The 18957-nt window shown below is 47.1% G+C and carries 18 protein-coding genes; 9 read left to right on the top strand and 9 right to left on the bottom strand.

Annotation, left to right across the window (positions count from 1 at the left end; translation table 11 throughout):
- Positions 1-246: 246 nt before the first annotated feature.
- The 4 genes from ACVA58_RS10225 (at position 247) to ACVA58_RS10210 (ending at position 4519) form a co-directional block, all read left to right on the top strand.
- Complete coding sequence (locus ACVA58_RS10225; protein WP_446510340.1) at positions 247-1461, top strand: PfkB family carbohydrate kinase; 1215 nt, start codon at positions 247-249, stop codon at positions 1459-1461.
- Entirely contained in the window at positions 1461-2432 is a 972-nt protein-coding gene (locus ACVA58_RS10220; RefSeq protein ID WP_446510339.1) for a nucleoside hydrolase, read from the top strand. Before ACVA58_RS10225 ends, ACVA58_RS10220 begins: the two co-directional genes overlap by 1 nt.
- A gap of 8 nt (positions 2433-2440) precedes the next feature.
- Complete coding sequence (locus ACVA58_RS10215) at positions 2441-3661, top strand: NupC/NupG family nucleoside CNT transporter (RefSeq protein WP_446510338.1); 1221 nt, start codon at positions 2441-2443, stop codon at positions 3659-3661.
- A 117-nt stretch (positions 3662-3778) separates the two neighbouring features.
- The gene (locus ACVA58_RS10210; RefSeq protein ID WP_446510337.1) at positions 3779-4519 is read left to right on the top strand and encodes an outer membrane protein OmpK; all 741 of its coding nucleotides are present in this window, start codon (positions 3779-3781) and stop codon (positions 4517-4519) included.
- Between the two features lie 200 nt (positions 4520-4719).
- On the opposite strand, the gene ACVA58_RS10205 is transcribed toward ACVA58_RS10210, so the two are convergent.
- From ACVA58_RS10205 to hpaH, 9 genes are all read right to left on the bottom strand, one after another.
- On the bottom strand, positions 4720-6171 hold the full coding sequence (locus tag ACVA58_RS10205; protein WP_446510336.1) for an NAD-dependent succinate-semialdehyde dehydrogenase: 1452 nt from the start codon (positions 6169-6171) through the stop codon (positions 4720-4722).
- Between the two features lie 11 nt (positions 6172-6182).
- Positions 6183-7040 carry a 3,4-dihydroxyphenylacetate 2,3-dioxygenase gene (gene hpaD / locus ACVA58_RS10200; RefSeq protein WP_446510335.1) on the bottom strand — a complete coding sequence of 286 codons (858 nt, stop codon included), beginning with the start codon at positions 7038-7040 and terminating at the stop codon, positions 6183-6185.
- Between the two features lie 112 nt (positions 7041-7152).
- Positions 7153-8115, bottom strand: coding sequence for an AEC family transporter (locus ACVA58_RS10195; protein WP_446510334.1), 963 nt, complete (start codon positions 8113-8115; stop codon positions 7153-7155).
- Between the two features lie 2 nt (positions 8116-8117).
- Positions 8118-8510 (bottom strand): 5-carboxymethyl-2-hydroxymuconate Delta-isomerase, encoded by a 393-nt coding sequence (locus ACVA58_RS10190; RefSeq protein ID WP_446510333.1) that lies wholly within the window; start codon positions 8508-8510, stop codon positions 8118-8120.
- A 115-nt stretch (positions 8511-8625) separates the two neighbouring features.
- Positions 8626-10146, bottom strand: coding sequence for a 5-carboxymethyl-2-hydroxymuconate semialdehyde dehydrogenase (gene hpaE / locus ACVA58_RS10185; RefSeq protein WP_446510332.1), 1521 nt, complete (start codon positions 10144-10146; stop codon positions 8626-8628).
- 57 nt (positions 10147-10203) lie between these two features.
- Complete coding sequence (locus tag ACVA58_RS10180; RefSeq protein ID WP_446510331.1) at positions 10204-10977, bottom strand: fumarylacetoacetate hydrolase family protein; 774 nt, start codon at positions 10975-10977, stop codon at positions 10204-10206.
- A complete protein-coding gene (locus tag ACVA58_RS10175) occupies positions 10974-11660 on the bottom strand; it encodes a fumarylacetoacetate hydrolase family protein (RefSeq protein WP_446510330.1) in 687 nt (228 codons plus the stop codon). Before ACVA58_RS10175 ends, ACVA58_RS10180 begins: the two co-directional genes overlap by 4 nt.
- A 26-nt stretch (positions 11661-11686) precedes the next feature.
- Positions 11687-12520 carry a 4-hydroxy-2-oxoheptanedioate aldolase gene (gene hpaI / locus ACVA58_RS10170; protein WP_446510329.1) on the bottom strand — a complete coding sequence of 278 codons (834 nt, stop codon included), beginning with the start codon at positions 12518-12520 and terminating at the stop codon, positions 11687-11689.
- Between the two features lie 10 nt (positions 12521-12530).
- Complete coding sequence (gene hpaH / locus ACVA58_RS10165) at positions 12531-13334, bottom strand: 2-oxo-hept-4-ene-1,7-dioate hydratase (protein WP_446510328.1); 804 nt, start codon at positions 13332-13334, stop codon at positions 12531-12533.
- Positions 13335-13804: 470 nt separating this feature from the next.
- Here hpaH and ACVA58_RS10160 point away from each other — a divergent pair, with 470 nt between their 5' ends.
- The 5 genes from ACVA58_RS10160 to ACVA58_RS10140 all read left to right on the top strand — a co-directional run bounded on the left by ACVA58_RS10160 (position 13805) and on the right by ACVA58_RS10140 (position 18725).
- Positions 13805-14830: a TRAP transporter substrate-binding protein gene (locus tag ACVA58_RS10160; RefSeq protein WP_446510327.1), complete on the top strand. Its 1026-nt coding sequence runs from the start codon at positions 13805-13807 to the stop codon at positions 14828-14830.
- A gap of 3 nt (positions 14831-14833) precedes the next feature.
- Positions 14834-15361 (top strand): TRAP transporter small permease, encoded by a 528-nt coding sequence (locus ACVA58_RS10155; protein WP_446510326.1) that lies wholly within the window; start codon positions 14834-14836, stop codon positions 15359-15361.
- A complete protein-coding gene (locus tag ACVA58_RS10150) occupies positions 15362-16663 on the top strand; it encodes a TRAP transporter large permease (protein WP_446510325.1) in 1302 nt (433 codons plus the stop codon).
- A gap of 210 nt (positions 16664-16873) precedes the next feature.
- Positions 16874-17299 (top strand): homoprotocatechuate degradation operon regulator HpaR, encoded by a 426-nt coding sequence (gene hpaR / locus ACVA58_RS10145; protein WP_446510324.1) that lies wholly within the window; start codon positions 16874-16876, stop codon positions 17297-17299.
- Between the two features lie 229 nt (positions 17300-17528).
- Positions 17529-18725, top strand: coding sequence for a GGDEF domain-containing protein (locus tag ACVA58_RS10140; protein WP_446510323.1), 1197 nt, complete (start codon positions 17529-17531; stop codon positions 18723-18725).
- The last annotated feature ends 232 nt before the right edge of the window (positions 18726-18957 follow it).

Raw genomic sequence — 18957 nt, 5'->3', positions numbered from 1 at the left:
ATTATGCTCTTAACTTGCTCAAGAATGACATGGCAAAACCCAAGAATGAGTTGGACTTTTCATCATTAATCAAGCTGAAGTTATTTAATTACTCCCCTTCTTCTGATGCTGCAGTACAAAAATAGAGATTAAAAAATATCCTAGAGAAAATCGGACAGAGTATGTCCGAATTCGCTTTATAATTGGGCGTAGACAATCAGATCTAATTCAGCTCTCCCCTTATTATTTAACACACAAGGAGGATCTATGCTCAAGCATCAACGTATCAACACTATTCGCTCTTTGTTACTAAAAGATAAACAGGTGTCAGTTGCTGAGCTAGCAAGATTGTTAGAGGTAACTGATAGAACTATCCGCAGAGACTTAAAACAATTAGAAGAATCAGGTGTCGCAGAACTATTCTTTGGCGGAGCAAGGCTCGTAACTATAGAAAATAACGTTTTATTCAAACAGATGGGTATTAACAATATAATGAATGCACTCTCTGGTAAGTATGTTTCCGGACAAAATGAAAAAGCACTGAGCTCAAATCAAATGTTAGGGGTGTACATCCTAGGCTCTTTTAATATTGATATTGTTTCTGAAGTCCCTGACTTTCCAAGGGAGGGAGAAACTATCCATTCCCTTTCCACTGGATTTTATGCCGGGGGAAAAGGCTCTAATCAAGCTACTGCAGCCGCAAAAGTTAATGGCCTAGTACATTTAGCCGTAAAAATCGGTGACGATGAATTTGGCAGCAAAGCACGACAGTACTTTTCAACTACCGATATCCACTCATTCTCTATTCTAGAAGACAAAAAAACACATACTGGTAATGCATCCATATTTGTTTCCCAGAAGTCAGGTGAAAACTTTATTGCGATTGATTTAGGGGCCAATAAAACTATTACCGCCATGGAGCTTCATCAAGAATATGATCTTATTGAGAAAAGTAAGGTATTTCTGACCCAGCTGGAAAACAACTTTACTGCCACAAAACAAGCGATAGAGTGTGCAAGTACCACAGGATCATTGGTAATGTTAAATCCCGCTCCTTATATCGACGAATGCAAAACGATATTACACTTGGTCGATATTATCACCCCCAATGAAACCGAAGCTCAAGATTTGACCGGTATCAAGGTCATAGACCTTGATACTGCCCAGCAAGCTGCACAAGCAATTCATGACATGGGTGCCAAAAATATTGTCATGACTCTGGGAAGCAAAGGCGCATTGATGTTCGATGGTAAACAATATCGACATTACCCACCATATAAAGCAGTTGTCACTGATACATCAGGTGCTGGTGATTCTTTTAATGGTGCCCTCGCGGCCTGCTTGGCTAATGACCAACCACTTGACTACGCAATTAAATTTGCCTCGTCCTATGCGTCTCTCGCTGTAGAGCGAAAAGGCGCCTCGAACATGCCCGAAGCATCACTGGCAGAAGCTCGACTAACAGAACAGGAAAAAATGTAATGGCTAACCACGAACTCGTTTTAACCCAAATGAAAACCGAATTTGCTTCAATGACACTCACTGAGCGGATGGCAAAAATGGATGTCCCAGCTACAGGCAAAATTGCCACTGTTATTGATAGTGATACCTTCAATGAAATTGATGACCAGTTTGCCATTGCATGGGCAATGCTCAGAAGTGATCGTATTGACCTGCAAGCAATATATGCAGCACCATTCACCAACTCGATGTTTAATGACAGCCATGAAGCCGTTTCAGATCCTATTGTTGGTATGACACTGAGCTATAAGGAAATTGAACGAGTAATCAATCGGGTTAAGGTTGATAAGAAACCAGCCATGTTCAAAGGTTCAACCCATTACGTTTATCAATGCGCGAAACCTGAACACTCTGCTGCTGTCAGAGACTTAATTACTAGGGCTCATGCCTGTGAAAGCATACTTCAGGTGATCAGTATTGGTGCACCAACTAACATTGCCCACGCCCTTATTGCAGACCCATCAATTGTCGACAAGATCCACGTATTATGGTTAGGTGGTCACAGTTTTGACTGGCATAACACCGAAGAATTTAATCTACGACAAGACATCGACGCGAGTCGAGTATTATTAAACTCTGGCGTCTCCCTCACATTATTCCCTTGCATGGGGGTCACCAACACACTTGCTACCTCTGTACCAGAGCTTCAGTACTACCTCGCAGGTACCAGTGAAATAGGTGATTACCTCGCGCAAGAGGCACCAAAGTGCCCTTGGATTGGTTTTGCTAACCGAAAAGTGATCTGGGATATCGCACCGGTTGGTTACCTTATTGACGCTAGCTGGTACACCGAAACATTTGTAGCCTCACCGGTGCTAAATGACAACTTAACCTGGAGTTTTGATAATCGACGCCATCCAATACGCGTTATCAAGTTTATCGAACGCGATAATCTGTTTATCGATTTATTCAAACGGTTAATTAAAGGGTAATAGCTAAGATGCAAACATTAACTCCTCTCTTAGGTATGGCAGTTTTACTCTTTATCGGTTGGGTCTTTTCATGCAACCGAAAAGCGATTAAATTACGCACCGTTAGCATTGCCCTTATTCTCCAGGCTTCTATTGCAGCATTTATTTTATTTGTGCCAGCAGGCCAGGTCATATTGATTGGTATTTCAAGCGCCGTTAGCTCCATCATGGACTATTCAGGCGAAGGGATCCGATTCCTGTTCGGAGAGTTAGGCGCTTATGGTTCTGGCTTTATCTTTGCCATTCATGTATTACCAATCATCATCTTCTTCAGTGCATTTATGTCAGTGCTCTATTACTTAGGCATAATGCAACGTCTTGTAAAATATATCGGCATGGGTGTTCAAAAAGTATTAGGCACATCTCAGGCGGAATCAACCGCCGCAGCAGCCAATATATTTATCGGCAACACCGATGTCTTTGTCATGATGAAGCCCTACGCCCCCAAAATGACCAAGTCAGAGCTCTTTGCTTTGATGACCGGTGGTTTTGCCTCTATTGCTGGCTCGGTGTTGGTTGGCTTTGCGGGTATGGGAATTGAAATTAAGTACTTAGTATCTGCAGCCTTTATGTCTGCACCTGCAGGGCTGTTATTTGCAAAAATCATCTACCCTGAAACCGATGAGCCCGTCGAGGTCGATTTCGATATCTATAACGATGAAGATAAGCCAATCAACATCATCGAAGCGGCAACCAGCGGCGCATTCAGTGGCTTGAAAATGGCATCAGCCATCGGTGTCATGTTGCTGGCACTTATTGCTTTGATCGCGATGTTTAACGGCATGTTGGGAAGCCTGTTTTCACTGGTCGGCATTGACGGTGTAACCCTACAGGCAATCTTTGGCTATCTGTTTGCACCTATCGCCTTCCTACTCGGTGTACCCAGCAATGAAGTCCTTATTGCCGGCAACTTCCTTGGCCAAAAGCTAGTATTGAATGAATTTGTCGCCTTTATGAGTTTCTCTGAAGTGCGTGAAACCTTGAGTCATGAGACTCAGGCCATTATCACCATGGCACTGGCTGGCTTTGCCAACCTCTCAGCACCTGCCGCGATGATCGGTGTTCTAGGAACCATCGTACCCAAGATGAAGCCTTTTATTGCCTCCATGGGAGTCAGGGTCATTCTCGCAGCAACCCTTGCCAACTTGATGAGCGCAGCCATCACCGGTTTATTCATCTCTTTCGTATAAATTAAAGTTGGGAGTCATTGTGACTCCCTCCTCTTTCAAATATCTCACATTAACTCGGCAATAAATAGCTGAGGGCTTTGTGATGCCTAAATCCAAAACAATACGGTGAAATAAAAAATGAAAAAAGTTATTGGTTCATGCCTACTATGCTGCGCTCTCGCAACAAGCACAGCCGTTGCCGATGAATATTCAGGTTGGGGAAACCTTCACTTTGATTACCAAGCATGGGGACATGGCGTATCTGACAGTGAATTTGACCAAGCATTAATCGGTATTGAAGGTGGTTTTAATTTCGAATGGGGCGAACTGTTTGGTTTTTATGACTTCGAAGGACTTGATCGAGATTCAGGCGAGCAAACCGCAACGTATAATTTGCAAGCCCATACTTATCTCGGTGATTCTGGCGCCAGTATTTTTTCCAAGGTTTACAGCTCCCACGGTACTGAAATTAAAGAAACAAACAGTTTCCTCGGCTTTGGCTATACCGATATCAGTGGTGACGGATGGTGGTTTACACCTTGGGTAGCCGCTAACTATACAACGGTTTATAACGAGTTTGCTGATATTACCAATGTTAACGGGTTCAATGGTGCAACATTAGGGTGGAGTGCAGGGTATGTCTTTGAGGCTTTTGGCCAGTCTTTCTTGTTAAGTAACTGGACAGAAATTGAAATGTTCAGAAATAGTGAATATGCCCATAATAATTATGGAGAAACAGGAGTTAATGGTGGCCTTAATTTAGGTGTTGATATAACTAAAAATATAAATGCAACAGTAATGTACCGATACTACTATAATAAACTCGGAGCTGATGGCTATGGTGATATAATGATTTACCGTTTAGCCTACAAGTTTTAACTGATATTTTCTTCACTAAGAATTTACTTATTCCTTTATTTACACAATAACATGCCTTTTAATTTACTAGGTAGGTGATCGTGTAATGCTCATCGCCACTCCAATCTAAGTAACTTATTAGTTTCTGCTAATCGTATTATTAGGCGCTGCCTACTTTCAGGCAGCGCATCGTTCTCAAAAATGTCTCTTTACTGATCTTTTTAGCTCAACCCGCCCATAAACAAATATTTCATTTCCAGATAGTCTTCCATGCCATGGCGGGATCCTTCACGGCCAAGGCCAGATTCCTTGACCCCACCAAATGGCGCCGCGGCGGTGGAAATCAAGCCTTCGTTGATGCCGACCATGCCACTTTCCAATGCCTCCCCGACTCGCCATGCACGGCCTAGTGAACGGGTATAAAGGTAAGCAGCCAAGCCCGAATCGGTGTTATTGGCACGCTCAACCACCTCCTCTTCCGAGCTGAAACGGAACAAGGGGGCTAGTGGGCCAAACGTTTCTTCACTTGCTACCAGCATCTCATCAGTAACATCAATCACCACATGCGGTTGGACAAACAACCCTTTTTGCCCTGCGAGGTTGCCGCACAGTACCTTCGCGCCTTTGGTAAGGGCATCATCAATATGAGTACGGACTTTTTCAACGGCACCAGTATTAATCATCGGGCCAATTTCGGCTCCTTCAGAAAAACCGTCGCCAACCTTTAGGTTCGCCACTCGAGCTGCCAACTTTTCAGCAAACTCATCATATACCGCATCATGAACAAAAATTCGGTTGGCACACACGCAGGTTTGCCCGGCATTGCGAAACTTAGCAATCATGGCACCTTCGACTGCGGCATCGATATCGGCATCGTCAAACACGATAAACGGCGCATTGCCGCCTAACTCCAGCCCCATTTTCTTGATAGTTGCTGCCGACTGGTTCATTAAAATCTTGCCAACATTGGTTGAACCTGTGAACGAAACTTTGCGCACCTTCTTGTGGCCTGTCAGCACGCTGCCAATGGCCACCGCATCTCCGGTGATAACATTGAGCAATCCGGTTGGCAGACCCGCTTTTTCGCCGAGTTCTGCCAACGCCAGTGCGGTAAACGGCGTTTCTGGAGCAGGTTTAAGAATAACAGCGCAACCTGCAGCAAAAGCAGGGGCACACTTACGAGTGATCATCGCCGCCGGGAAATTCCACGGCGTAATGGCGGCGACCACACCGATAGGCTCTTTGGTCACCACTATCTTGCCATCCATTTTATGGCTTGGAATCACCTCGCCATAGGCGCGCTTAGCCTCTTCGCTGTACCAAAGAACAAAGCTAGCCGCATAGGCAATTTCGCCTTTCGCCTCGGTAAAGGGTTTTCCTTGTTCGGTGGTGAGGATTCTGGCGAGATCATCGGTGTTCTCAACGATCAAATCATACCAGCGACGCAGCACCACTGAACGATGATCTGCTGTCGTTTGTTTCCACAGCTCAAATGCCTGCTGGGCGATATCGACACATTGTGCCGCTTCCCTCTCGCCCATCGTGGGAACATAACCAATCACGTCCTGAGTGGATGGGTTGGTGATCGCTGTAGTCTGGCCATCCAACGCATCTGACCATTCCCCGCCGATGTAGCATTGCTGCTTAAACAGTGCCGGGTTATTAAATTCCATCAATGCCCCCATTATTCCGTCACCTCGAACAACACGTTAACCTGCCCAGTTCCCGAGCTTGGGAAGTAATCGGTAATAATTTCCGCCTTTCCCTCGTACTTATCCCAACCCAATGCGCCAAACAACATGGCGGTATCGTGCATACCACCTTCTCCCGAGCACAGCGCAGCGTAGTCAGGTAGCATTTCCAGGAAGGTTTTGTATTCACGGCTCTGCCATAGGTCCAGCACGCGTAAGTCGACTTGGCGGTTGAATTCCTTGGAAATGGTGAACGTACCATTATTCGCGACATAATCATCGTTAGCCCAGATGCGGTGGGACAATGATCCCGACGCCAACAGCATCACTCGGCTGTCACTCTCTTCAATCGCTTCGCGAATTGCCTCACCAAGAATACGAGACGACTCTATGCTATGAACCGAACACCATGCCGCCACTGAAACGACCTTGAAATGGCTGTCTTCATTCATATAGCGCATCGGCACTAAAGTACCGTATTCCAAATCCAGCGACTCGACTTCGTGAGATAAGGTGAAGACCCCTTTATCTGTTGCTTTATCGGCAATCCGGCTACCGAGCTCGGCATTGCCATAGTATTGGTATTCCAAGTTTTGGATAAAGTGCGGGAATTCGTGGCTGGTGTAGTTGCCCTTGAACTGCTGGTTGGCATTGACGTGATAACCGGCATTAACCAACCAATGGGTATCGAGCACAACAATGGTATCAACGTCCAAATCCTTGGCGAGTTGAGCAAGCTGCTTGTGGCCTTCAATGGCAGCTTTGCGGCACCCGTGCAGCTTACCTGGCTGCTCAGACATGATCATGGTCGGTACGTGAGTAATTTTCGCTGCAACACAGAGTTTGCCCATAATAGTTCCCTTTTCTCAATCACATCCTGTTAGGTAGCGGACGTTAGTTTCGGTTATAGGTCATTGCCCAAAACAAGGCAACAAATTCAAAAAATTTGAACAGTTATCAAAGTTAAAACAGTAGTAGTGTCAAGGTGGTAAAGGCACTGACGGTCAGCATGCCAAGCAAGGTGGTTGGCAGCAGTACCGCTGCGCACAACCCGCCCATCTGGTAACGTTGGCCAATAACGGCGTACACCCCGAACATAGGGACACTGGCTAAGATGACTCCCACCGAACTCATCATCGGGTCCAGTTGGAATACCAACATCAACATGACTAAAATCGACAGCGGGTGTATCAGCAGCTTGGCGATCATCACGGTACCGATCTCCCTTTTCATGCCTGCGACACTTACCCCAACCAAACCACCGCCAATCGTAAACAGTGCCACCCCAGTCACCGTACTGGCCAGCATATCGATAATGCGTTCAGCGGCCTGCGGCGGGTGAAGCTCTATCGCCGAACACGCCAATCCCAGCACAATAGACAGTACAATTGGGTTCTTTGCCAAATTCCCTGCTGTCTCCCTCATCTTGACCTTGAGGTTGGCACCATGTTGGTTGTCAGCCATATCGGCCAACCCTAGCAGTAATGGCAACATGATCAGGTTTTCGACAATCAAGGTCAGGGAGAATGGGATCAATGCCGGGGTATCAAATAAGAAAAAGATGATCGGAAAACCAATCAGCAGGCTATTGGAGAAGCTGCCTCCCAGCCCAAGGACAACACTTTCGACCGCCGTCCTGCGGAGCATCCAAACGGCATAAATAAACACCAAACCAAACGCCACCAGCGAGCCCAAGGTGTAAGCCAAAATATAATCGGTATGCCATACCTCACCGAGAGACTTGGTGCTTAATGCGCTAAATATGGCAGCCGGTAAGCCGAAGTTGAACACAAAGGCGGCCAATGCTTTGTGTCCATTTTCAGGTAAGATCCCTCGACGAAATGCCACGAAACCTAACCCAATCATCAAAAATACCGGCATGATGGTAGAGAAGACATACTGAAAGTGCACCCATGCCTGCCCCATGACTATTTCCCTTGCTTCGCCAATTTCTGGTGAATGTTATTTTTTCGGTAGTTCAACACCGGGTGAAGCTCAGTCATTTCAAAGCCGATACTTAAATATCGCTTTTCAAATGTCGGGGCCAAAAAGTCGCTGAAAACAGCGAACACCCTATCGGTCGCCGCTTTCAGGGTTTCAATATCGCGCCCTACCCCAACCTTCGCTGTCAGGTGGATAAAACTATTTTCCGGATCTTCATCGGCGATCAGTACATGATCGCAGCGGATCGCACGGGTGCGGATCCCACCTTTCGGAAACACGCCAGTTTCAATGGCCTCGCGGTGGATCACTCGCATTAGCGCAGGAATATCAACGTCCTGCTCCAAGTTTGGTGAATATTCCATGATGAAATGAGGCATTTCCCTTCTCCTCTTTTTCTGTATAGGGCTCTGCCTATATCTGTATTAAGGCAAGGGCCCCAGCACCTAGCCTGGCCGGGGTACCCTTTCCTCGTCATAACGAATGATTAGCGTTTTATTTGCCCAGAGAAGGAACATTATGGGTATCGTGGGCAATACAGATATTTTTGGTTTCCATATAGAAATCAAAGCTCCAATCACCCCCATCACGGCCTACACCCGACATTTTCACCCCACCAAACGGTGACGGCAGGTTACGGTTGTTCTCAGAATTTACCCAAATCATGCCAGCTTCAACATGGGTGGCCATCCGCATTGCACGACCGGTATCGCGCGTCCAGATATAACCTGACAAACCATATTCCGTATCATTGGCTATCTGTAGCGCTTGCTCTTCACTCTCGAATTCAACACAGGTCAGTACCGGGCCAAAGATTTCCTCTTTGGCGACACGCATGGTGTTATCAGCCTCAGTAAACAACGTTGGCGTCAGGTAGTTACCATTGCCCATTTCAGGCAGTGCACGGCCTCCTACGGCAATGGTCGCGCCATCTTGCTCGGCATAGTCCATGTAGCTCAAAACCTTGTTGTAATGAGATTGGTGCACCAACGGACCGACTTCGGTTTGCGGATCCAATGGGTGGCCAACACGCAGGTTTTCCACTCGCTGCTTCAGGGCTTCGATAAATTTCGGCTTGATACCCGATTGGATCAACAAGCGACTTGAACTGGTGCAACGCTGACCGTTAAGGCTGTAGATCATAAAGACCACCGCATCCAAAGCGCGATCAAAGTCAGCATCATCAAACACTATCACCGGGTTCTTACCGCCAAGCTCGAAGTGAACACGCTTAAGCGTTGGGGCCCCTTGGGCCTGGATCATCGAACCAGTCACGGTTTCCCCGACAAAAGCGACGGCCTTGATAGCTTTGTGTTCGGTCAGCGCCTTACCAGCCACTTCGCCGAAACCATTAACCATATTCCAGACACCCGCAGGCAAACCTGCCTCTTCTGCACATTCAGCCAGAATAGCTGCTGTTAGTGGGCTGAATTCAGCAGGTTTGTGTACCACGGTACAACCTGCCGCCAGTGCAGGAGCAATCTTCCAAGTAGAAAGCATGAAAGGCGTATTCCAAGGCGTGATCACCCCTACCGGGCCAATCGGTGTACGAATGGTGTAATTGGTGTGGTTATCCTGATGTAAAGACAAACCATTTTTTGCTTCTGGTGACTTGTCGGCGAAGAAGCGGAAGTTAGCAGCCCCACGCACCGCCGCCTGACGCATAAAGCGTAGTGGCTGGCCACAGTCCATTGACTCGACCAGGGCAATTTCCTCTGCCCGGTCTTCAATTTTGTCAGCCAGTTTGTGTAAAATCTTACGGCGCTCAGCACCTGATATTGCGGCCCATTCGACAAACGCTTTTTCGGCAGCCAAGCACGCTTGGTTAACATCTTCTGACGAGCCTTTAACGACGTTACCCAGCGACGTATTGTCAGTCGGAGTGAGGTTCTCGAAAGTTTCACCTTCGGAACCAAGTGTCCATTCCCCATTGATGTAATGGCCAAGGGTTTGACTGCGAAAACGAGCTAGATAACTATTGGCCTTGTTGATATTGGTATCGAGTTGCTGAGTCATAATTTGTTCCCTAAATCTTTTCAAATGGAATAGGTGGCTTAACCAGCCCATCGTCACTTATTCAGTCAGTTCACCGTAAAAGGCTTTTTCCGACAGCACCGGATTTTCCAACGCGCCAATACCCTCAATCGAACAGCTCACCACATCACCCGGCTGGATATCTTTCAGTCCTTTCGGTGTGCCCGTCGCAATTAAGTCCCCCTCGTTCAGGGTCATAAAACTGCTGAGGTATTCAATCAAGAACGGGATATCGAAAATCATATCGGCCGTGGTGCCTTTCTGAGTCAGCTCACCATTGACACGGGTTTCCAGCGCCAAGTTATTTACATCGGCAATATCGTCCTTATCGACAAGCCAAGGGCCGATTGGGCAGAGTGAATCGCGGCTTTTAACGCGCAGGTTCGGACGGTAGTAGTTTTCTAGATAATCTCGGATCGCGTAGTCATTACAGATGGTGAAGCCAGCAACGTGCTCCAGTGCATCTTCGCGCTTGATGTTTTTGCCACTTTTACCAATCACCGCCACCAGCTCACACTCGTAATGCATGAACTCAATATCATCAGGACGGTAAGATGGCTGTTGATGGCCAGTGAGAGTATTGCTGCCTTTAAGGAACACCAACGGCTCTTTTGGCGGCTCGAAAGCTAATTCAGAGGCATGATCGGCGTAGTTCAGGCCCAGGGCAAAAATCGTCCCGGGGTTTTCAACCGGACAGAGCCACTTCACAGCCTGTGGGGCAAGTACCTCACCGCTTGAGGTCACCAGATCTCCCTCGAAGTTAACAATGACATCCAACACTTTTCCTTTATGTTCTACTCTGGCGCGCTTCATGCGTACTGGCCTCCCACCGTATTTTGTAAACTAACTAACAGCCCAGTTGTTGATGACTCTCCAGCTGTCGATGACTCTCCGACTGTTGATGACACCTTGTCATAGGGCTGCAATGCAATGCGCTCCCCCGCAAAACCGACAGCGACAATATCGCCGGCTTCCAAGGTCATAATGTGGGAAATACGCTCCAATAGCGCCGGGACATCCCAGTAAAGGCGAGAAAGCGGTAATTGCTGCACCTGCTGGCCGTTGACCATGGTAGACACCGCTAGCGAAGAAAGATCGCCCGCATCTGAAAGGGTTACTGGCGATGACAGCGTCGCCGACCCATCGAGGCATTTACCTTTGATATCCGGACGGTAGTAACTGGTTTCAGGCAATGAAAAGTCATGTAACAAAGCCACGCCCTCAACATAATCCAACGCTTTCTGTGATGTTACGCGGCGGCATTGCTGGCCGATAATCACCGCTAGGCTGGCACCAACCACAAACTCGTCACTGTGTGCAGGCCATGCCACAGCCTTCGATTCGTTGCTCCAGGTATTTCTTGGTTTGAAGTACAATACCGGTTGTGTAGGCGGTGCCTTGTATGGCGGCTCATTAAACTGTTCGGCCATTAACTGGCGTTGCTCGCTATCGTTGAGCGCCACACACACCACTTTGCCTTTAAACATCTTTTCCATAATCTTCCTTTTCAACCCCGCGTTTCTTAGTACACGTTCTCAACGGCAGCCGCTTCAGTGTCAGTGTCGCTGTCGCTATCCTTGTCTTTCAATTTTTTAGCCAAAGCTTCTGCACTTTGACGCAGTAGTAGGGTATCTACGCCAGCACCAATGAATTTCACGCCTTGCTGGACATAACGTTGTGCTTGAGTCGGGTTCAATGACAAAATCCCCACCGCCTTGCCCGCTTGGTTAATCACCTTGATAGCGTGCTCGATGGCGGCGACGACCTCAGGATGACTAGGGTTTCCGATATGTCCCATAGAACCACTCAGATCCGACGGCCCGATGAATATCCCATCAATGCCTTCAACGGCTGCGATCGCTTCGATGTTTTCGATCGCCTCAACGGTTTCCACTTGTACCAACAAGCAAATTTCATCATTGGCTTTCTGAAGGTAATTTGGAATGCGGTTCCATTGCGATGCCCTTGCCAAGGCACTGCCGATCCCACGCTGTCCCATTGGCGGGTAGTAGACTGACTGAACAGCCTGCTGTGCTTGCTCAGCACTATTGATCATTGGTACCAGTACGGTCTGGGCGCCAATATCCAACAAACGCTTCAGTAATGTTGGATTGCCATCTTCGGCGCGAACAATGGCCGATGTCGGATGCGGCGCCAACGCCTGTAAATGATATTTAATCCCAGTAAGATCAAACGAAGCATGCTCGCCATCGATCAGCACCCAATCAAAGCCACTGCCGCCGCAGATCTCTGCACAACTGGTATCTGGCAGGCCGAGCCAAAGTCCCCATAATGGGGCCTCTTCTTTAAGGGCATGCTTGAATGCATTCGTCGGTAAAGTGTTGTTCGGTCGCATATGGCCTCCTTTATACGAACTTGACCGAGATGCCACCGAGTGGACCAAAGTCAGCATGAACACTGTCTCCGGCTTTAACGGCAACCGGACGGGTAAAGGAGCCCGCCAAAATCACCTGTCCAGGTTCGAGTGAAACCCCATGAGGTGCAAAACGTTTACATACCCAGCAAATCCCATTGGCAGGATGGCCAAGCACCCCCGCCGCCAGACCGGTTTCTTCAATCTGACCATTGAGGTAGAGCATGGCACCGGCCCAACGAAGATCGAACTCGGTAGGTTTGATTGGGCGACCACCCAAGATGATCCCCGCATTAGCCGCATTATCTGCGATGGTGTCATACACCTTGCGGGTATAGCCGGTTTGCGGATCAGTACGGTGACAACGTGCCGCGATTAACTCGAGGGCTGGAACAACATAGTCGGTAGCATTCAGCACATCAAAAATGGTGATGTTCTCACCTTCCAGCTTATCCTTCAGAATAAAGGCCAGTTCCACTTCAATCCGTGGGTCAAGAAAGTCATCGGCTGGAATTTGGGCGCCATCGGGAAAGAACATGTTATCAAGCAGTACCCCATAATCAGGCTGATCTATATTGACAGCCATTTGCATCGCCCTTGATGTCAGGCCAATTTTGTAACCTTTTACTTCAGCACCTTCACGGATTTTTCGTTCAACCCAGCGGCTCTGGATACGGTAGGCGTCATCCATGCCCATATCTGGATAGTCGAGTGTAAGAGCTGGGATCTGTTCGCGGTTATTCTCAGCTTTATACAGTCGTTCAGCTGCCACATGAATTTGATCTTCCGTTAACATTTAGCATTCCTTTTTTCTGGCGGTCTGATTGCCAACGCCCCTTCTCTACAGTCATGCTGTCAGGGTAAGCAACGAGCAAGTAATTAACATGTTAAATATATTAGTTAACATATTAACTAATGTCCAGCATCGTAACACCACAACACTAAAGCTTTAATAAACATAAACTTAGATGAAATAATGGAGATTATCGCTTATCCACTGAAATTCCCGTTACATTGATTTCGCAGTGAAGATCACATTTGTAGGAGGTATTTACAGATTGGTCATTAGATAATCAGCCAAGAAAATAATCTCGGGAGTGATTTTGTTTTCGAATCATTGATCCAGTTAACAAAGCGGCAGAAAAGAAACACATTTCATTAACAACACCTTTGCTTTCTGTCGAATTAGTTAATATGTTAACTAAAGTCCAACAACGACTCACTCAGTGAGCATCAATCATCATCCATAACTAAAGGAATCCCGTTATGCGTGTAACCAAAGTTGCCTCCATGACTACCGCTGCACTACTCATGTTTTCGACCCACACCGTTCATGCAGCGCCAGAAAAAACGATAAAAATCAGTACGTGGGGTTCGCCTAACCACGGCATCAATAAAGTTGTGTGGCCAACATGGGGTGAGTGGGTAGAAGAGGCCACTGACGGTCGCGTAACGGTAAAGGTTGAATACGATCTTGCCCCACCGCAAACCCAGATCGATGTGGTCACCGACGGGATCGGTGAAGTAACTTGGATTTATCATGGTCACAAGGCCGGTCGTTTCAAGCTAACCCAGCTACCTGAAATTCCGACGTTTTCTGACTACGCCAGCTCAGAGCTTATTTCTCAAGCCTATTGGCGTACCTATGAAGCTTACCTAAACAAAGGTCGTGAGCACCGAGGCGTTGAGGTATTAGCGCTCAGTGTTAACGGTCCGGGCCAGCTGATCACCAAGGGGCCGGTTGCTTCGCTGGATGATATCAAAGGCAAAAAGCTACGCGTCGGTGGTGGCGTCATTTCAGATATAGCAAAAGACATGAAGGTGACTCCGGTATTTACCCCGACCACCAAGGTGTACGAGTCAATTTCTCAAGGTGTTGTTGATGGCACTTACCTGCCTTACGAATCACTGGCTTCTTTCCGTCTAGCGGAAGTGGCTGACAATACCACTGTTTATCCGGGCGGGATCTTCCGTGGCAGCTTTGCCATTGTGATGAACCTCGACACTCTTTCCGGCTTATCTAAGGCTGATCAAGAAGCGATTCGCAATGTCTCTGGCGAAAAGCTCTCCCGCCTGTTTGGCAAGATGTGGGATGACATGGACAACGTTGGCTACGAAGCGGGCATTGCCAATGGCCATACCTTCACCCCAGCCTCACCTGAGATGATTGCCGAGCTGAAAAAGTCCACAGAACCTTTGGTTAACAAGTGGTACAAATCGGCCAAGCAACGCAAAATCGATGGTGAAGCGGCCTACAACTATTTCTACCAAGAGCTAGAACAAGGACTGTAAGTTATGAGTTGCTCAAGACTTTCCAAGGCGATTCGGCGAGGGTTGGAGGCCCTTGCCGCTCTCAGCCTGATGCTAATGATGGTGATCACCTTTGTTGATGTTGTCGGGCGCTTTTTCTTTAGCAGTCCCCTTGTCGGCTCAACCGAGATGATCGAGGTTCTGCTGGCAGTCATGGTCTTCATGGCATTTCCATTGGTATCGTGGCAGGAAGAAAACATCTGTGTCGACTTACTCGACAATATCTTCCCCCAGCGCTGGGTTGGATTACGTCAGGTAGTGATCAACCTAATTTGTTCCTGCTCGCTGATCCTGGTTGCCATGATGAACTGGAAACTGGCTGGCCGCTCTATGGAGTATGAAGAGGTCACGGAAATTCTTGAGCTGCCTCTTGGCTATGTCACGTACCTGATTTCCGTTACTGGTTTTGCCGGTGGCTTCCTGACCTTCATCAATGCTCTGACCTACGGCAAGACATTATTTTCGCCAACAGAGAATACCCAGCCACTGAATACCGAGAGCAAGGGGGTTTAAATGATTGAGTCCATAATTGGTTTTACTGTTCTTATTGCCTTGGTGTTCCTACGTTTACCTCTGGCCTTTGCCATGGGTGTGGTCGGTTTCCTCGGTTTCTGGTACATCAACGATTACAACTGGACTGCCGCAATGTCGATGGCGGCCCGCCGCATCATCGATACCGGCCAGGATTACAGCCTGTCGGTGATCCCGTTGTTCATCTTAATGGGTAACTTAGTGACACGGGCGGGCTTGTCCAACGAACTCTACCGCGCCTGTAATGCCTTTGTCGGACACCGCAAAGGTGGGCTATCGATGTCGACTATCTTGGCTTGCGGTGGATTCTCGGCAATTTGTGGCTCGAGCTTGGCCACATCGGCCACGATGTCCAAAGTCGCTATGCCACCAATGCGTAAATTTGGCTATTCCGATGGTCTCGCGGCCGCTTCTATTGCTGCCGGGGGAACGCTGGGTATTCTGATCCCGCCAAGTGTTATGCTGGTGATTTACGGCCTACTCACAGAGAGCAGTATCCGCGAGCTATTTGCAGCCGGTTTTATTCCTGGCCTGCTAGGGATTGTTCTTTACTTAATGGCAGTGCAATGGGTGGTATTCCGCAACCCTGAAAGTGCGCCTCCAGGTGAAAGAGTTGGCTGGCGAGATCGCTTTATCGCACTCAAAGGCATCATGTCGACCCTCTCACTGTTTGTGTTAGTCATGGGCGGTATTTATATCGGGGCCTTTACCCCAACGGAAGCTGCAGGGATAGGTGCTACAGGAGCATTTGCCTTGGCCGCATACCGCCGTCAGCTCAACTATGCGATATTGCGCGATATTCTGGTCGATACCGCCAAAACGTCGGCATCACTGTTTGCCGTTGTGATCAGTGCTTTGATCCTGTCTAACTTCATCAACCGCGCCGGTTTGCCGACCGCACTGATTGATATGATCCAAGCCGTCAATGTCTCGCCAATGATGGCGCTAGGCCTGATTATTTTGGTCTATATCATCCTGGGCTGCGTATTCGAAAGTATGTCGATGATGTTGCTAACCGTACCGATTTTCTTCCCGGTCGTGGTTGAGCTTGGTTTTGACCCTATTTGGTTCGGTATCGTTGTGGTCGTGGTAACGGAGATCAGCCTGATCACTCCACCGGTTGGCCTTAACGTGTTTGTGTTATCCGGTATTATCAAAGACATCAAAACCGCCACCATCTTCAAAGGCGTATTCCCCTTCTGGGTGGCTGATATGGTACGACTTGCCATCATCGTATTGATGCCAGCTATCGTACTTTTCTTACCGAGTATCTTGTACGCCTAGCGGGGGCATTCACAGCGGGCTCGGTGCCTAGCAGCAAGCCCGCATTTTTTCACCAACTCTGCTATACCCAAAGTAATACAGGCTTTTTCTGCGACAAAAACGAGATCAAAATACAGCTACAGCTTTTCGGCACTTTGATTTATATTGTCTATATGTGTCTGAAAAAAATAATAATTTGCGACAACACGGTAACGGCTAGAAGGTTATATTGTGACTAAGTATGAAGACTCGCTCCCCCTGCAGCTGATAAGAGCAAGGGATGTATCAATGGATTACTTCCGCCCTATCTTGGCAGATAGCGAAATCACCGAGCAACAATGGCGGGTGATGCGGGTGCTCGACACCTTGGGAGAAATTGACTTCTCTACCTTGTCACGCGAGTGCTGTATCCTTGGCCCTAGCCTGACAGGCATCGTTAACCGCCTAGAGAAAATAGGCTATGTGCAACGCAAGAAGTCAGCTAATGATGGCCGGAAGTACTATATCCAGCTAACCCCTAAGGCAAAACTATTGGTTGATGATCTACGTCCCCTCATCGAAGCGCAGTATATACAGCTCAAAGCAAAGCTTGGCGAAGAAAAATACCAACAGCTGTCTTCATTGCTTAATGCACTGATTGATATCAAGGAGCCGTGAAACATAAATATTCCCTACATCAAGCAATACACACTTTTCCTGTGGGGATAAAGTGTATAGCGTGTGCTTTTCTAATAAATATTTAAATCAAGCCATGTAATGTGATTACATTCTCACTTCACGTTGGTTATTAAGCATTCTATTAACAGTGTTCTATGATTTTAATACCAAATAAATCAGAAAACGGACCCCCTTATTTTGTTGCTACGCAAAAAAAGGGAAATATAAAATGGACAGTTTTACTCTCGATATAAGAACACTTAATTTCATTATTATTCTATTTTCTTGTATCTACAGTACTGGCTTTCTTCTTTATCAACGATCGCAAAAAAAGATCCCGGGCTTGGGGCTCTTTGCCCTGTCGCTACTGTTCATTGGTATTGGCCCATTAGTTCTCAGCTTTAGAGGGACAACTTCAAACTGGCTCTCCATTATCATTGCCAATGCCATCATCATGTTAGGCTTCCAATTGGTCCTGCACAGCCTGTGTCTATTTCGAAAGAGCTCGCTAAAATATACTTACTTCACTTATGCCTGCTACCCGTTATCCATCTCGTTGTTCTATTATTTTTCACATGTATCACCGTCGATAAAAGCACGGGTCATCGTCATTAGTGTCTTCCTAGCCATCAGTACGATAACCACGGCTATAGCCACTCTAAATGGAAAACAGAAGGACTTAAAAATCGCCGTATGGATGATGTCATCATCTTTATTTCTGTATGGCACTTTTATGGTTTTTCGTGCTACTTGGTCTGCACTTTCAGAAGAAATACACAACTTCATGTATGCAGGTTTACTCCATCAACTCACGTTCTTATTTAGCATGCTGTGGATGATCAATGCTCGCTTGGTCAGATCCATTCGAGAGGTTTCTAGACGTGATCCCTTAACCCAACTTTACAACCGTCATGCTTTGGATAAAGTACTACCCGGCATACTGGTAAAGAGCCATAAAGCAAAATCGCTCAGCATCATTATGACTGATATAGATAATTTCAAGTCAATCAATGACAAACATGGCCACCTAGTCGGAGATAAGGCCTTGAAAAGGGTAGCCAAAATAATCAATGTTGTTATTAGCCCCTACCACTTTGCATTTCGATTTGGCGGGGATGAGATACTTATCATTTTACCCAATAGTCAACTTGAAGATGCCAGCGCTCTCGCAGAATCGCTGAGAAAAAGCATTTTCACGAGTGGCTTGATTGATAACATGATACTACCACTTACATCGAGCTTTGGCGTAGCCAGTCTTCGTGATGGCGAAAGCTGGGACAACTTACTATCAAGAGCCGACCAAGCACTTTATCAAGCCAAAGATAAGGGAAGAAATACCGTTGTGACTAGCTTGGGTTCCCCCCCCATCCACCCCATCGTACATCAACACATTGATATACCAGAACCTTGTGACAAGGCCATGTAACAAAAGCATGCAATATTAAGTACCCTTTATGTCCACGGGTATCTTTATGCCCCCAGGAAAGCAAAGCACCCTATCGTAACAAAGAAACACTCGGTTACATTTGACGCGAATTAGCAGCCAAATGCTTCGAAAACAGCTCCTTTTGTCAGCTTTGTGTTATTTCACTAGCCTTACTAATTACAACCCTAAGCTTGATCGCCATAATCTCCCCGCTTCCTATTTCCACAGTAAG

This window comes from Photobacterium sp. DNB22_13_2, from assembly GCF_052873915.1.
The sequence above is the reverse complement of the archived record's forward strand: the minus strand, read 5'-3'. Positions and strand labels throughout refer to the sequence as shown.